We start from the raw sequence: 15426 nt of genomic DNA on the forward strand, positions 1-15426 counted from the left end.
CGGAGGGGACCGCGCCGGGGGTGTGACACCGGCGCATGAGCGAATGGATCGTCTCGCTTGAGGGGACCGAGGCCGGTCACCAGCTTGCCCTCGGGCTGGCCTTGCTGGCCGCGGTCCTGCACGCGCTTTTCGGGGCGTTGCAGAAGGGGCGGCACGATCCGTGGCTGACGCGGGGGGCGATCGACGGGGCCTATGCGCTGATGGCGGCGCCGTTCGCCCTGTTCGTGGTGCCGTGGCCCGAGCCGCATATGTGGCCGATATTCGCCACGGCGTGGGTGATCCACACGCTTTACAAGACATTGCAGGCGATGGCCTACACGCGCGGGGCCTACACGGTGGTCTATCCGGTGGTGCGGGGCACGGGGCCGCTTTTTACCGTGATCGGGGCCTACCTGCTGTTCGGCGAGACGTTCAACGCGGTGCAATGGACCGGCGTGGGTGTGCTGCTGGCCGGGATCTATGGCCTGGCGATCTATAACCTGCGCACGATCAAGCTGGACCGTGAGACGATGCCCGCGGCGCTGGGGCTGGCGGTGCTGACCGGGCTTTTCGTGGCGCTTTACACCACCTACGACGCCTATGGCATCCGGGCCACCGCGGACCCGTTCACGTTCCTGGCGTGGTTCTTCATGATCGACGGGCTGACCTTTCCGGTCATTGCCTATCGCCGCTGGCGCGGGATGGAGACCCCGCCCGAGCCCGGTCCGCTGCTGCTGCGCGGGTTTGCCGGCGGGGTCATCGCGTTCTTTTCCTTCGGGTCGATCATGATGGCCACGCGGCTGGACAAGGTGGGCGAGGCGGCGGTGCTGCGCGAGACCTCGACGGTGTTCGCCGCCCTGATCGGGTGGCTGATCCTGAAGGAAACGGTGGGGCCGCGGCGGATCGCGCTGATGGCATTGATTGCAGCCGGCGCGGTCATAGTTGAAAGTGGCGGCTGAAACGGAAAGGCGAGGCGATGGACGACAAGAACGCGAATGGCAAACTGAAGGCGGTGCTGGAATTCGGCCCGGTGCTGGGCTTCTTCGTGGCCTACCTGATGCTGAAGGACCGCGTGTTCACCATCGGCGGGACCGAATACGAGGGTTTCATCGTCATCACAGCGGTGTTCATCCCGGTGCTGCTGGCCTCGACCGCGCTGATGTGGAAGCTGACGGGGCACCTGTCGAAGATGCAGATCCTGACGGCGGTTCTGGTGGTGGTCTTCGGCGGGCTGACCGTGTGGCTGAACGATCCGAAGTTCTTTCAGATGAAACCTACGATCATCTACCTGTTCTTCGGCACGGTTCTGGGCATCGGCCTGCTGCGGGGACGGTCCTATCTGCAATACGTGATGGACGGGCTGATGCCGCTGACCGACCGGGGGTGGATGATCCTGACGAAGCGGATCACGATCTTCTTTTTCGCCATGGCGGCGCTGAACGAGCTGGTCTGGCGCACGCAGAGCGAGGAAACCTGGGTCTATTTCAAGACCTTCGGCCTGATGGCGGCGATGTTCGTGTTCTTCATGATGCAGGGCAAGCTGATCGCCGAGCATGGCACGGATGACGGCGGCAAGTCCTGATCGGTTCGGGGGGCGTTTCGTCTAGTCGGGTCCTTGAAACCCTGCGGGTCAAGCTGTCGCCCCATTGATCCGGCACGCAGGGCGGCATGACATGCGCCGCGATGGATGTCGGCGACGATGATCGCGGCGTTCGCGGTCCACGCGGCCTATTGGTTCACCGTATTGCTGGTGATGCCGCCCGACGACAGCCCCGCCTGAGACGCCCGGGACAGGAACGGCCAGGCCGGCAGCGCGGGTCTGGGCCAGGGCAGCACCCGCGACCAGCGTGGATCGGGCATGTCGGGCAGTTGCGCGCGAAGCCGCGACAGCGTGACATGCCGAGGCTCGCGCAGCAGGGCGCGGTAGAAATCGAACAGCCCGTCGCGCAGGTAGGTCGACCAGTGACAGTAGAATCGCGCCCGCCCGGGCGCCACGCGGAACCCCGCGCGTTCCAGCGAGGGCAGGGTGTCGGGATGGTCAAGCTGCACGGTCAGGGTGTTGGGGCGTTGCGGCAGGGCCTGGGCAAGGCTGCGGTCGCCGTGTTCGGGGGCCGAGATCAGGCGCTCCATCAGGAAATCGAAGAGGTCGTTCTCGCGCGTGGTGACGCTGATGATCTCGGCGGCGCGACCGGCGTCGCTTTCGATGGCGGCCCGGGCGGCGGTGCCGTATTCGGCGCCGTTGAGCAGCAGGACGCGACCGATCGCGCCGGCGCGCAGGTGCGGCAGCGCCCTGAGCGCCACGCGCGCGCCCATCGAATGCGCCATCAGGTGCACGGGGCGGTCCGGCGCCACTCGGCGGATCATCGTCACGAGGTCCGCCAGGCACAACCCGGCCCGTTCGGCCTGTCGGTAGGCATTCCAGATGGTGCCGCGGGCGGACCAGCCAAAGCCGATCGCCAGCCCTTCGTCGGGCCTGTCCGCCCCGAACCCCAGCCCGCGCGGCCAGCTTTTCGCCTTCCACGTGCGGATGTCGGGATCGAGCGCGAGGATGTGCTTGTGCGGGCAGGCGGCGGGATGGCCGGGGGCGTATTTGAAGCCGTGCGTCATGACGATGATCGGGCCGGGGCGGACCAGGGCGCGGCGAAGGCTGGGCAGCGGCGCCTCTTCGCTGCCGTGCAGGCACGGACCAAGAGGCGTGGCGTCGATCTGCAAGAGAGGCATCTTCGACCCTTTCTACTACATCTTGTGGGCAGCAGTTACTCCAGCCATATGACGGTTGATTGAAGCTTGGGTTACATCACCGTGACGGTGCCACCCGGCCACAGCGGCGGGGCGCAGCTATCGGTTGACGGGCCGCGCTTGGGGGCGTAGAGCAGGCACGTGGCGATTTGTTACCGGATTGCGGGCCACGTTAAACATCTCCGCTAAAAGGTCAGGATGAAAGCTCCCTTTCGCTTGACCGGCTTGGGAGCTTTATTTTTGGGCGGATCGCCCGGAGGTCGATGATGAAAAACGAATGGAACAGACGCACCAAGCTGGTGCATGGCGGAACGCGACGCAGCCAGTACGGCGAGGTGAGCGAGGCGATATTCCTGACGCAGGGATTCGTCTATGACAGCGCCGAGGCCGCCGCGGCGCGGTTCGTGCAGGCGGGCGAGGACGAGTTCATCTATGCCCGCTATGGCAACCCGACGGTGGCCATGTTCGAGGACCGAATCGCCGCCCTCGAAGGGGCAGAGGCCGCGTTCGCCACGGCGAGCGGCATGGCGGCGGTCAGCGGCGCGCTGATATCTATGCTGAAGGCCGGCGATCACGTGGTGTCGGCGCGGGCACTTTTCGGGTCCTGCCTTTACGTGCTGGAGGAAATCCTGACGCGCTATGGCGTGGAGGTGACCTTTGTCGACGGCACCGACATCGAGGCGTGGCGCGCGGCGGTGCGGGACGACACCAAGGTCGTCTTTTTCGAGACCATCGCCAACCCGACGCTGGAGGTCGTGGACGTGGAAGCGGTGGCCGGAATTGCCCATGCCGTGGGGGCCAAGGTGGTGGTCGACAACGTCTTTGCCACGCCGGTCTTTTCCCGCGCCGTGGCGCAGGGGGCCGACGTGGTCGTCTATTCCGCGACCAAGCACATCGACGGGCAGGGCCGCGCGCTGGGCGGTGTGATCCTGGGCACCGAGGAGTATATCCGCAAGACGATCGAGCCTTACATGAAGCATACGGGCGGTTCGATGTCGCCTTTCACCGCGTGGGTGATGCTGAAAGGGCTGGAGACGATCGACCTGCGGGTGCGGGCGCAGGCCGACAATGCGCTGGCCCTTGCCGATGCGCTGCAGGGGCATCCGGCGCTGGAGCGGGTGATCTTCCCCGGGCACGCCAGCCACGGGCAGCACGGTCTGGTCAAGCGCCAGATGGGCAAGGGCGGCACGGTCATCGCGCTGGACATCAAGGGCGGGCAGGCGGCGGCGTTCCGGTTCCTGAACGCGCTGGAGATCGTGGTGATCTCGAACAACCTCGGCGACGCGAAATCCATCGCGACCCATCCGGCGACGACGACGCATCAGCGGCTGTCGGACGAACAGAAGGACGCGCTGGGCATCACGCCGGGCCTCATACGGCTGAGCGTGGGGATCGAGGATGCCGAGGACCTGGTGGCGGATGTGAGCCAGGCGCTGGAAGCGGTCTAGGAAGGGCGGTTTCGAAGCTCGGCATTGCGTCGGCCTCACGTCGGTATTGCGCCGGTGGCCGGCCCGTGGGCCGGCCTCGCGGCGGCAAGCCGGGCGATCAGGTTTCGGGGCAGTCGAGCTGTTCCTGGGTGGGCCAGTCGTCCTCGCGCAGCACCTCGCCGGTTTCCAGGATCGACTTGAGGTTCGACAGAACCGCCGGCCAGCCCTCGCGCACGCTCTGGTCCATCGGCGAGCCGGGTTCGAGTTCGGCATGGCGGACGGTGAGCTTGGTGTCGGGGCCGAGCGCCACCAGTTCGTAGGTGACGCGGGAGCGTTTCTCGGGGGTGTCGGCCTCTTTGCCGAAGGCCCAGCTCCAGACCATGCGGGTGGGCGGGTCGATCTCGATCACCCGGCCGCGAATGTCGACCGTGCCCTCGGCGTCGGTGCGGACATGTTCCCACGGCGCGCCCTGCTTCCACGTGGAGCGATTGTCATGGCCCCAGTAGCGGCGTGTGAGTTCGCCGTCGATCAGGCCGTTCCAGACGGTGTCGATATCGGCGCGGATGAAGACGGCGTAGACGAAATCCGATGCCGTGGGTTTGCCGGTGGAGGCGCGGGTTTCGTGTGCGAGGGAGAGCGTGTCAGCCATGGCGTTTGGTGTCCTTCTTGTCCATGTCGGTCGGGTCTTCAAGGCGGCTCTTGAATTCGGCCAGCGCATCGAGGCGGGCATCTTCGAACTTGCCGACCCAGCGATGAACGATGCCGGTCAGCGGTACGGGGTTGAGAAAGTGTCGCTTGTTGCGCCCCTCCCACTCGGCGGTGACCAGGTTCGCGGCCTCCAGGATCGCGATGTGCTTGGCCACGCCTTGCCGTGTCATCGGGGCGCCTTCTGCAAGTTCGGAAAGGGTGAGGCCGCCCTTGAGAAAGAGCCGGTCGAGCAGGTCGCGCCGGGTCGGATCGGCGAGGGCGTGAAATACGTCGGTCATGACGGCATAGATATGCAACTGAATGGTTGCATGTCAAGAGCGGGCCTCCCCGGCGGATGATTTGCCGATGCCATGCGCAGGTGATTCGGGCTGTCGCGTTTGACGTAAATCCATTCGAGTCTGGGATTTCGCGCACGGGCGCGTTATGTGATAGACGGCAGGTGACAAGGGGGTGGCCGCTGATGAACATCCAACGGACCAAGCCAGACGAAGTGCTGGACCGCGACGACGCCGCGCAGGCGCTGTCGGTGCTGCGGGCGTGGGCGGCGAGTGCCAGCCCCGAGGAGGTGGCCGACCTGGACCCCGCAATTGCCCGGCTTCTGCCGCGCGGGGAAGTGTCGAACTACCCCACGCTGAGCCGCGACTACCCGGAGGGGTTCAAGCCCGACGCGGCCTACAAGGCCAGCATGCCCGATCTGCAGAACGGCCCGTCGTCGCTGATCAAGGGGGCGCGGCAGCAGTTGCAGCATGTCGGGATTTCGAATTTCCGACTGCCGATCAACTTTCACACCCGCGAGAACGGCGACCTGACGCTTGAAACCTCGGTCACCGGCTCGGTCAGCCTGGAGGCCGAGAAGAAGGGCATCAACATGTCCCGCATCATGCGCAGCTTTTACAAGCACGCCGAGCGGACCTTCAGCTTCGAGGTGATCGAGGCGGCGCTGGACGATTATATCTCGGACCTGGACAGCATAGATGCGCGCATCCAGATGCGGTTTTCCTTCCCGATGAAGATCACCTCGCTGCGGTCCGGGCTGGAGGGGTACCAGTATTACGACATCGCGATGGAGCTGGTCGAGCATGACGGCGTGCGGCGCAAGTTCATGCATTTCGACTATGTCTATTCTTCGACCTGCCCCTGTTCGCTGGAACTGAGCGAACATGCGCGGCAGGCGCGGGGGCAACTGGCGACGCCGCATTCGCAGCGTTCGGTGGCGCGGATCTCGGTCGAGGTCGTGGGCGAGGAGTGCCTGTGGTTCGAGGACCTGATCGGACTGGCCCGCACGGCGGTGGCGACCGAGACCCAGGTCATGGTCAAGCGCGAGGACGAGCAGGCCTTTGCCGAGCTGAACGCGGCCAACCCGATCTTCGTCGAGGATGCGGCGCGGCTGTTTTCCGAGCAATTGCTGAACGACGCGCGGATCGGCGATTTCCGCGTGATCGCGAGCCACCAAGAAAGCCTGCACAGCCATGACGCGGTCAGCATCACGACGAAAGGCCCGACCTTTGCGTCCGAAAGCCTGGATCCGAAGCTGTTCACGACGCTGTTTCACGTCGGATAGGCCGCGTGGGGCTGCTTGGGCGCGTTTTGTGCTGAATCCTTTGGCATAAGCCCGCCGGAATTGGCCGCAACGTTAGCTGCGACGCGGCATAACCTTTTCTGCACGTGCAAAGCTGGTATAACTCCCGTGCAATCTTGCCCGCAGGGGCGATTCAAAACGGGATAGAGCAATGGATATGTATTCGGCACCGCTGAGGGCGTCCTTGATGGGCCTGCAGCTGAGCGGCATGATCGTGGAAAAGCAGCTGAGAGTGATGCAGGTGCTTGGACGCGCCACCTATGAATCCCAGCTTCAGTTCATGGGTCTGGCCTTTGACCTGCCGGCCCTGGCCCCGGTGCGGGCGCAACCGGCCGCCAGGTCGCGGCCCGCGGCGAAACCCGCGGCAAGGCCGGCCCCCAAGAAGGCCGCATCGAAGCCGGCGGCAAGGACGACGGCCAAACCCGCGCCCAAGGCGGAGGCCGAACCGGCCGCGAAGACCGCGGCGAAAACGACCGCGAAACCCGCAGCCAAGCCGGCAGAGAAACCGGCCGCGAAGCCGGCGACCAAGCCCGCTGCCAAGGCGGCGGCGACACCGGCGGTGGCCAAGTCGCCCGCGAAACCGGCAAGCAAACCGGCCCCGGCAAAGGCGGCAGACACGCCGGCAAAACCTGAGCCGACGCCGGCCGCGACACCGGCCCCGCAGCCAGCCAGCCAGGCCGCGGCAAAACCCGAGACGAGCAACGTGACAGCCTTTCCCAAGCCCGAGGCGGGCACGGAAGCTGACAGCGGCGCCAAGCGCCCGCGCCAGCCCTCGGCCCCGCCGGCGATGCCCGATCGGTTCGCCGATCCCGACAAGGCCGCGGATTCGTAACACGCGGCGTCAGCCGGATCGGATGACGCGAAGACTGAAATGGCGCGGCCCCTGCTGAAGCGGTGGCCGCGCTTTCCTGTTCCGGTGAGGTCGTAGCCGCCGGAAACCGCCCAGACCTTCGAGCCTTGCACAGAATGCAAATCGGGGCTTCCACTTTGAAAGTGGTCGTCCGTGGTCTGCAGGTATACCTGTCGACCAGGGAGGAAACTGAAAGATCAACACACGAGGTTTCCAAGATGGCTACCAGCACAACTAACCTGAACTATGACCACGGTCTCACTCGCCTGTTCCGCAAAATTCCCGAGGCACTGCGGAAACTGACCCAGGCCATGACCCGCAAGACCCAGATCGAGTGGGCGGCCTGAGCGCCGGAGGCTGCCGGACCGGGATGTCTGGCCGGCACCTGCCAGCGCCTTGCAAGGCGCAGTGACCCATCGCGACCGAAAGGGCCGTTGACCGGCCCGACGACGAAGCCGCCCTTTGGGACGCCTGCAAAGGCACCTGGTCCCGAGGGCGGTTTGAGTCGTGACCGGGCTCTGCGGTAGCGGGGCAACAGGGGCATCGCGGCGAGGGCGTCGAGGTGGCTCGAACGTGCCGTCTGCCGTCCGGCGAGACGTTGCTTTGGCGAAATTCCCACATGACAGTAAGGACTTGCGTTTCGCCCGTACGCTCCGAGGCAGCCGATGCGGTCCTGCCGGTCGGGGCGCACCCTGCGGGGTTGCACCAGTTGCAAGTCTGGGTTTCGGGTATGGCAGTGGTACTGACCGATCGTTTGGCTTACGTTGGTGTCAGGGAGGAAACCGAAGCAACATTCTTGAGGTTTCCAAATGGCGACTAGCACAACCAATCTTGATCAAGGCGGCTTTTTCACCCGCTTGTTTCACGGCATCGTGGACCGTTTCGACCAGCACGCGCACATCATGTCGCGTCGCAGCCTGATCGAAGAACTCACCGCGAAGAGCGACGAAGAACTGGCAGAGATGGGCATCAAGCGCGAAGACATCGTGCGCCACGTCTTCCAGGACCTGTTCTACGCCTGATTGCCTTTCCCGTTCCCTGGGGGTTCCGGCCATGCCGAGCCCCCGCGGAGCGGCTTGACATAGCTCAGAACCGGGGCCAAGGCTTTGCTCCATGGTGGATTTTCGCCCGGTTGGATATGTGATTGGCCTGACGGTCATGGCGCTGGGCCTGGCGATGGTCCTGCCGATGATGGTGGATATCGCGGAAGGGCGCGGCCACTGGCAGGTTTTCGCAGAAAGCGCGATCCTGACGGTCCTGGTCGGTGGCCTTGTCGCTCTGTCGTGCAGGAACGGCGTGCGCGAAGGCCTGACCATTCAGCAGACATTCCTTCTGACGACCGGGGTCTGGGTGATCCTGCCGATCTTCGGCGCGATGCCGTTCATGTTCGGGGCCACCAATTCGAGCCTGGTGGATGCCTTCTTCGAGGCGATGTCGGGTCTCACGACTACCGGCTCGACGGTTCTGTCGGGGCTGGACACGCTGCCGAAGGGGCTGAACCTGTGGCGCGGTATCCTGCAATGGCTGGGCGGGATCGGGATCGTCATCGTGGCGATGGTGTTCCTGCCCGAATTGCGGGTCGGCGGGATGCAGATCTTCCGCTCGGAAGCGTTCGACACGATGGGAAAGATCCTGCCGCGCGCGACCGAGATCGCGTCGCGCATCTCGGTGATCTATCTCGGGCTGACGCTGGCCTGTACGGCCTGCTACATGATGACGGGGATGAACGCGTTCGACGCCACCATGCACGCGCTGACGACGGTGTCGACGGGCGGCTTTTCATCCTATGACGCGTCCTTCGGCACCTTCCAGGGGCCGGCGGAATGGGTGGCGACGGCGTTCATGATCCTCGCGGCGCTGCCGTTCGTGCGTTACGTGCAATTGCTGGGCGGCAGCAACGTGCTGTTGAAGGACAGCCAGGTCCGGGCCTTCCTGATGACCATCGGTGTCCTGATCGCGGGCACGGCCGTCATCCTGATGTCGATCTTTCCGCACCATCCCGAACAGGCGCTGCGCGAGGCGGCGTTCAACATCACCTCGATCATCAGCGGCACGGGCTATGCCAGCGTGGATTACATGGAATGGGGGACCTTCCTGATCGCGGTGTTCTTTTTCCTTGGCCTGATCGGGGGCTGCGCCGGGTCGACCAGCTGTTCGATCAAGATCTTCCGCTACCAGTTGCTGTTCGCCTCGGTCAGGGCGCAGTTGCAGCGGATCTATTCGCCGCATGGCGTGTTCACGCCGCGCTATGACGGTCGGCCGATTTCCGATGACGTTCTGACGTCGGTCATGTCCTTCTTCGTGTTCTTCGTGGTCACGCTGGGGCTGGTGGCTGTGGCGCTTGGCATGACGGGGCTGGATTTCACCACCTCGGTGTCGGGGGCCGCGACGGCGGTGGCCAATATCGGCCCGGGGCTGGGGGAGGTGATCGGGCCTTCGGGGAACTTCCAGCCGCTCAACGACACGGCCAAGTGGATCCTGATCGCCGCGATGCTGATCGGGCGGCTGGAGATGCTGGCCGTCTACGCCATTTTCACACTGTCATTCTGGAGAGCCTGATGACCCAACGACCGCTCGGTGCGCAGATATCCCACATGTTGAAGGCCCGCGGGGTCGACGTGATCTTCGGTATTCCCGGCGTGCATAACGTGGAGATGTATCGCGGCATTGAGGAGGCGGGCATCCGCCACGTGCTGGCGCGGCACGAGCAGGGGGCGGGGTTCATGGCCGACGGCTATGCCCGGGCGTCGGGCAAGCCGGGGGTGGCCTATGTCATCACCGGGCCGGGGCTGACCAACGTGATGACGCCGATGGGGCAGGCCTATTCTGACAGCGTGCCGATGCTGGTGATCTCGAGCTGCCTTGACGAGACGGCGGCGCGGCGCGGGCAGTTGCACCAGATGATCGACCAAGAAGGTGCGGCGCGTTGCATCTGCGACTGGAGCTTTGAGGTGAAATCGGCCGGGGCGACCTATGGCCTGATCGAAAGGGCGTTCAACGAGTTTTCCACCGCGCGGCCGCGCACCAAGCATCTGCAGGTGCCGATCGCCCTGGGCGGCAGCCTGGCCGACGCGGCGCCGGCCCCGGTGGAGACGCGGGCGAAACGGCCCATTGCGCGCCCCGAGGACGTGGCGGCTGTGGCGGACGCGCTGGGCCGGGCGAAAACGCCGATGATCCTGTTCGGTGGCGGCAGCGTCGGGGCAGGGGCGGCAGCCCGGGCGGTGGTCGAGCGCAGCGGAGCCGCGACGATGACCACCTATGCCGGGCGCGGCGTGGTCGGCGCGGACCTGGCCCTGGATTTCGGGGCCTATCTCGCCCGGCCGGACAGCGCCGACGTCCTGGCACGGGCGGACCTGGTGCTGGTGGTGGGGTCGGAACTGTCGGAGATCGACCTGTGGCGGGACGAGCTGGGCCACAAGGGCCGCATGATCCGGGTGGATATCGACCCTGTGGAGCTGGAGCACCCCAGGGCCGAGCTGTGCATCCTTTCGGACGCAGGCGCCTTCCTTGGGGCGCTGGCGGACAGCCTGCCCGAGCGGGCCGAGCCGAAATGGAACGCGGCGGAGGTGACGGCCACCAAGGCCCGCTGGCGGATCGAGGTGGAGGCCGAGCGGCCCGGTATCGTTCCGGTGGTCGACGCGCTGCGCGATGCCTGTCCGGCGGACACGATGATCTATTCCGACATGACGCAGTTCGCCTATGCCGCCAAGGAGGTCTGGCCGATGGACCGGCCGGGTCACTGGCATCACCCGTTCGGCTATGGCACCTTGGGCTACGGGATGCCTGCCGCCATCGGCGGGGCGATCGCGCGGGAGGGCAAGCCGACCCTGGCGATCTGTGGCGACAGCGGGTTTCAATACACCTTGCAGGAGCTGGGCACGGCGGTCGAACACGGCCTGCCACTGCCGATCATCCTGTGGGACAACGGCAAATTGAAAGAGATCGAGGACGCGATGATCCGGTCCCAGATAGCGCCCAACGCGGTGGTCGCGCGCAACCCGGATTTCTGTGCCCTGGCGCAGGCCTATGGCGCCCATGCCGTGCAGCCCGGCAGCCTGGAAGACATGGGGCGGGCGGTGCGCGGGGCGTTCGACGCGGACCGCCCGACGCTGATTCACGTGAAGGCCGGGATCGGGGGCTGACGGCGGGCGACGCGTATGTCCGGGCCGGTGAACGCGCGGCGCATCCCGAGGTTCCATCGGTTCTAGAAGATCCAGGTCGCGGGGCCTGCCACGCTCAATAGACGTCGTTATAGGGGCTGTAGCTGACGATATAGACCGGGCAGCCGGGGCGGGCGGTGTTGATGATCAGGTACCAGACAACCTCGCCGCCTCGGCCCGCGCGGGAATATTCGCAGCCCTTGGGGTGGGTCCACCATTGCCCCTCGTGGTTCAGCGCGGGAGCGGCGCCGCCATCGCGGGCGAGGTGCAGGGAGGCCGCGACATCCGCCGTCAGGTCGGCCTGGGCTGTCGTGGCGGTCGTGGTGAAACAAAAGCCGAGCGCGAGCGCGCCGAGAACGGTTGATTTGAACATGTCGATCCACTCCGGTTGACGGGCCGCATCGTGCGACCGTGGCCCCACACCACCTGACGCGGGGTATCGGGGCCGCCGGTGGCCCGCCTTTGGCCGGAATGTGGCGTCAAGGCGGGCTTCGTGATCGGTTTTAAGCGGTTTTTCGTTATTCCCAGCAGCTGACCAGAACGGTCATGCCGGAAACGCGTTCCGACAGGCTCTCGGGCGGCATCTGGCCGTCGCCGTTGGTGGCCGAGGGGGTGACGCCGGCCTGCTCCAGCACCCGGCGTATCGTTTCGGCATTGGCGGCAAAGCTGACGCCTTCGGGCAGTTGCCGCGTGCCGCTGTCGTGGGGCAGCAACATGCCGACCACGGCGCCGCCCGTATCGACGACGGGGCCGCCGGCGTCGCCGTCCAGCGCGTTGAGCGCCAGGCGCTTCATCTCGCGCTCGCCGTTGAGACCCTGCACATCGGCCAGCTGGCCGAACGTGACCGAGGGCGCACCCAGCACGCCGCCGTAGGAATAGCCCGCCACGGCCACGTCCGATTGCAGGCGCGGCGCGTTTTGCTGAAACGCGGCCACGGCCAGCGGTGCCAGCGGCGTGCGCGGGCGCAGCACGGCGATGCCGGTGTCGTCGTTGGCGGTCTGGATCTCGGCCTCGATGGTTTCGTCCAGCGTGATGCGGCCGCAGGACGCGACGACCTCGGAGGTGGTCACGACGGTGCCGGACCGATCGACGTAGAAGCCCGAGCGCGAGAGCTTGGGCGTGCGGATTTCAAGTCCGGCGACCAGGTTGATGCTCTGGACCTCATTGCTGCCCGCGGCGGGGTCGAGCACGGTGTCGAGGCGCGAAAAGCTTTCCTGCATCTCGCCCAGCATCCGGGTGCGGCGTTCCTCGTCGCCGGCCGGCCAGACCAGCGTGAACCCCTTGATCTGACCGTCGCGCAGCCATGCCTGGGTGTGCGAGATGGTATAGGCGCTCTCGCCGATCAGGGTGAAGGCGTCGCCGTCGAGATTGCGCGGGCCGGTCTGAGGCACGATCTCAAGCGTCTGCATGATGTCGTAGAGGCCCGCCAGCGTGGCGCGGTCGCCTTCCTGGCTGATCAGCAGCACCTTGGCGTCGATGTCGCCGGTGGCGTCGTAATGGGCGAAAGGCGGCTCGTACTTGGCGAATTCCACCACGCCGGTGGGCAGTTTCATGGCGATACCGGCCCCGGTGTCGCGCACGACCCGCAGGTCCAGCCCTTCGAGCACGGCGTTGTACTGGCGGAACAGCTCGGCGCGTTGACGGGTCGTCAGAACGCCGGTCGCCTCGAAATTGTTGGCCTCCTGCCAGCGGGCCATGGACCCGCGCGTGCCGCGTCCGAAAGCCGCGTCGATCGCGCCGCCGTAGAAGCCGGCCCATTTCAGCGCTTCCTGCAATGCGGCGCGTTCCTCGCGGGTCAGCAGCGCCTCGCCGGCACGGGCCTCGCGGACGGTTTCATCCGACGCTTCGGGCTGCGGCTGTGGCTGTGGCTGTGGTTGGGGCTGTGGCTGGGGATCGGCCTGGACCGTGTCCTGGTCGCCGGTGCCGATCGTGGCATCCTCGGTGTCTTCGGCGACCTGCCGGGTGGGGCGGTTCAGCACGTTCGCGCCCACCGGCCAGAACTGACGCTGGTATTCGCTTTCTTCGGCAATGTAGCTGTCGCGGGGGATGAGCCGGGCCGAGCGCAGGTTGCGCAGGATCGTGTTGGCATCCGCCTCGCTGTAGGGGCCGAGGGCGATGCCGTACCAGCCGCCGCCCAGGGCAAAGCCGTTCACGTCCTGCATCCGTCCGGCGTATCGGCGCAGGCTGGCCTCGGCCTGGGCAAGGCTGGGTTGCGCCTCGATCTGGATGAAGACCTGGGCCTTGGCGGCGACCGGCGCCACAAGGGCGACGGCCAGGAATACGAAGGTTAGAAAGATGCGCGACATGTACGTCCCTTGCCGAGTTCGGTGTTGTTTCTGCTCTTCCCCGCTTTTTAGCAAATCTGAGGGCGCGTGCATCCTAAATATGGCCTTTCAGGGCAATTGACCCTTGGCTGAGAGCGCCGTAGGGAAGGGCCGAGCATCACGAGGGGCGACCCGGAGGACATTCCATGAGCGACAGCACCGGCAAACCGCGGTCATTCCAGGACATCATCCTGCGTTTGCAGGCCTACTGGGCCGCGCAGGGCTGCGCGGTGATGCAGCCCTACGACATGGAAGTGGGGGCGGGCACGTTCCACCCGGCGACGACCTTGCGTTCGCTGGGGGCGCGGCCGTGGTCGGCGGCCTACGTGCAACCGTCGCGCCGTCCCACCGACGGGCGTTACGGCGACAGTCCGAACCGCTGGCAGCACTATTACCAGTACCAGGTCATCATCAAGCCGAGCCCCGCGAACCTGCAACAGATCTACCTGGGGTCGCTGGAGGCGATCGGCATCGACATGGACCTGCACGACATCCGCTTTGTCGAGGACGACTGGGAGAGCCCGACGCTGGGCGCCTGGGGCCTGGGATGGGAAGTGTGGTGCGACGGGATGGAGGTGAGCCAGTTCACCTATTTCCAGCAGGTGGGCGGGCATGATTGCGCGCCGGTGTCGGGTGAGCTGACCTACGGGCTGGAACGGCTGGCGATGTACGTGCTGGGCTATGACGACGGCAACGAGATGCCGTTCAACGACCCCGGCGCACCGATCCCGCTGACCTATGGCGACGTCTTCCGCGAGGCCGAGGCGCAATATGCGCGCTGGAACTTCGATGTGGCCGACACCGACATGCTGTTGCAGCATTTCATCGACGCGGAGCAGGAATGCGAGCGCATCCTGGACCAGCCCGAGACCGACCCCAAGACCGGCCGCCGGATCGTGATGGCGCTGCCAGCCTATGACCAGTGCATCAAGGCGAGCCACATCTTCAACCTCCTGGACGCGCGCGGCGTGATCAGCGTGACCGAGCGGCAGGCCTATATCGGGCGGGTGCGGGCGCTGGCGAAGAAATGCGCCGATGCCTACGTTCTGACCGCCGATGCAGGGTATGCCGCGTGACGCCGCGCGGAAGGGGCGACTGATGGGCAAGGTTATCGGGATCGGGATCGTCATGATCGCACTTCTGGCCGGGGCGGCCATGTATTACCTGCAGGTCTACCATTTCTACGAGCCGGTGGAGGCGACCGGCACCGATGACGTGCGCATGGTGAACCTGGCCACCGGCGCGCCCGAGCCGGTGCTTTACGAGGATTTCCAGGCCATCGACGCCGCCAGCAGCCCGATCCGCTATCGCGCCTGTTTCACTACCGAGATGAGCCAGGCGATGCTGACCGAGACCTACGAGATGTACGAGGGCGCCGAGCCGCTGACCGCACCCGGCTGGTTCGACTGTTTCGATGCCGAGGCGATTGCCGGGGAGCTGCAGTCCGGCACCGCGCTGGCCTTCCTGGGCGAGAAGAACATCCATTACGGGATCGACCGCATCGTCGTCGTCGCCGAGGACGGGCGCGGCTATGCCTGGCACGAGCTGAACGAATGCGGCGACAAGGCCTATGACGGCACCGTGGTGGGCGAGGAATGCCCGCCGCGTGAAGATAATCCAGAAGATTAAGGAACTTTAGACCGGCTTCGCACGCTGTCCC

General features: G+C 65.7%; 16 protein-coding genes and 1 riboswitch. Of the genes, 11 read left to right on the top strand and 5 right to left on the bottom strand.

The genetic code is table 11. The features are described from left to right. Window positions 1-35: 35 nt before the first annotated feature. Together KUV49_RS09025 and KUV49_RS09030 are read left to right on the top strand one after the other, a co-directional pair. Window positions 36-938, top strand: a complete 903-nt coding sequence (locus KUV49_RS09025; RefSeq protein WP_222449652.1) for an EamA family transporter — start codon at window positions 36-38, stop codon at window positions 936-938. Between the two features lie 17 nt (window positions 939-955). Then, window positions 956-1561 carry an inner membrane-spanning protein YciB gene (locus tag KUV49_RS09030; protein ID WP_222449653.1) on the top strand — a complete coding sequence of 202 codons (606 nt, stop codon included), beginning with the start codon at window positions 956-958 and terminating at the stop codon, window positions 1559-1561. A gap of 146 nt (window positions 1562-1707) precedes the next feature. Here the strand turns inward: KUV49_RS09030 and KUV49_RS09035 are convergent, their stop codons facing one another. Further along, window positions 1708-2700 carry an alpha/beta hydrolase gene (locus KUV49_RS09035; protein WP_222449654.1) on the bottom strand — a complete coding sequence of 331 codons (993 nt, stop codon included), beginning with the start codon at window positions 2698-2700 and terminating at the stop codon, window positions 1708-1710. Window positions 2701-2849: 149 nt separating this feature from the next. Next, window positions 2850-2927: riboswitch (SAM riboswitch) on the top strand. A gap of 57 nt (window positions 2928-2984) precedes the next feature. On the opposite strand from KUV49_RS09035, the gene metZ reads away from it, so the two are divergent. Continuing rightward, the gene (gene metZ, locus KUV49_RS09040; RefSeq protein ID WP_222449655.1) at window positions 2985-4166 is read left to right on the top strand and encodes an O-succinylhomoserine sulfhydrylase; all 1182 of its coding nucleotides are present in this window, start codon (window positions 2985-2987) and stop codon (window positions 4164-4166) included. Window positions 4167-4263: 97 nt separating this feature from the next. Here metZ and KUV49_RS09045 read toward each other — a convergent pair whose 3' ends face one another. Next, a complete protein-coding gene (locus tag KUV49_RS09045; RefSeq protein WP_222449656.1) occupies window positions 4264-4794 on the bottom strand; it encodes an SRPBCC family protein in 531 nt (176 codons plus the stop codon). Then, entirely contained in the window at window positions 4787-5131 is a 345-nt protein-coding gene (locus KUV49_RS09050; RefSeq protein ID WP_222449657.1) for an ArsR/SmtB family transcription factor, read from the bottom strand. The genes KUV49_RS09045 and KUV49_RS09050 overlap by 8 nt, the downstream gene beginning before the upstream one ends. A 182-nt stretch (window positions 5132-5313) precedes the next feature. Between KUV49_RS09050 and folE2 the strand changes: the two genes are divergently transcribed. The 6 genes from folE2 to KUV49_RS09075 all read left to right on the top strand — a co-directional run bounded on the left by folE2 (window position 5314) and on the right by KUV49_RS09075 (window position 11424). Continuing rightward, on the top strand, window positions 5314-6414 hold the full coding sequence (gene folE2 / locus KUV49_RS09055; RefSeq protein ID WP_222449658.1) for a GTP cyclohydrolase FolE2: 1101 nt from the start codon (window positions 5314-5316) through the stop codon (window positions 6412-6414). 169 nt (window positions 6415-6583) lie between these two features. After that, the gene (locus KUV49_RS09060; RefSeq protein WP_222449659.1) at window positions 6584-7264 is read left to right on the top strand and encodes a hypothetical protein; all 681 of its coding nucleotides are present in this window, start codon (window positions 6584-6586) and stop codon (window positions 7262-7264) included. 236 nt (window positions 7265-7500) lie between these two features. After that, window positions 7501-7629, top strand: a complete 129-nt coding sequence (locus KUV49_RS21465; RefSeq protein WP_261391115.1) for a hypothetical protein — start codon at window positions 7501-7503, stop codon at window positions 7627-7629. 462 nt (window positions 7630-8091) lie between these two features. Then, window positions 8092-8304 carry a hypothetical protein gene (locus KUV49_RS09065; RefSeq protein ID WP_222449660.1) on the top strand — a complete coding sequence of 71 codons (213 nt, stop codon included), beginning with the start codon at window positions 8092-8094 and terminating at the stop codon, window positions 8302-8304. 91 nt (window positions 8305-8395) lie between these two features. Continuing rightward, window positions 8396-9841: a TrkH family potassium uptake protein gene (locus tag KUV49_RS09070; RefSeq protein ID WP_222449661.1), complete on the top strand. Its 1446-nt coding sequence runs from the start codon at window positions 8396-8398 to the stop codon at window positions 9839-9841. Beyond that, window positions 9841-11424: a 5-guanidino-2-oxopentanoate decarboxylase gene (locus KUV49_RS09075; RefSeq protein WP_222449662.1), complete on the top strand. Its 1584-nt coding sequence runs from the start codon at window positions 9841-9843 to the stop codon at window positions 11422-11424. The genes KUV49_RS09070 and KUV49_RS09075 overlap by 1 nt, the downstream gene beginning before the upstream one ends. Window positions 11425-11518: 94 nt before the next feature. Here the strand turns inward: KUV49_RS09075 and KUV49_RS09080 are convergent, their stop codons facing one another. Both KUV49_RS09080 and KUV49_RS09085 read right to left on the bottom strand, forming a co-directional pair. After that, window positions 11519-11815, bottom strand: a complete 297-nt coding sequence (locus KUV49_RS09080) for a hypothetical protein (protein ID WP_222451045.1) — start codon at window positions 11813-11815, stop codon at window positions 11519-11521. A 145-nt stretch (window positions 11816-11960) separates the two neighbouring features. Next, window positions 11961-13748: a serine protease gene (locus tag KUV49_RS09085; protein ID WP_222449663.1), complete on the bottom strand. Its 1788-nt coding sequence runs from the start codon at window positions 13746-13748 to the stop codon at window positions 11961-11963. Window positions 13749-13912: 164 nt separating this feature from the next. On the opposite strand from KUV49_RS09085, the gene KUV49_RS09090 reads away from it, so the two are divergent. Further along, window positions 13913-14842: a glycine--tRNA ligase subunit alpha gene (locus KUV49_RS09090; RefSeq protein WP_222449664.1), complete on the top strand. Its 930-nt coding sequence runs from the start codon at window positions 13913-13915 to the stop codon at window positions 14840-14842. Window positions 14843-14864: 22 nt separating this feature from the next. Beyond that, window positions 14865-15395 carry a DUF6446 family protein gene (locus KUV49_RS09095; protein WP_222449665.1) on the top strand — a complete coding sequence of 177 codons (531 nt, stop codon included), beginning with the start codon at window positions 14865-14867 and terminating at the stop codon, window positions 15393-15395. Window positions 15396-15426 lie beyond the last annotated feature (31 nt).

The sequence above is a fragment of the Roseovarius atlanticus genome (assembly GCF_019802205.1).
GTDB lineage: Bacteria > Pseudomonadota > Alphaproteobacteria > Rhodobacterales > Rhodobacteraceae > Roseovarius > Roseovarius atlanticus_A.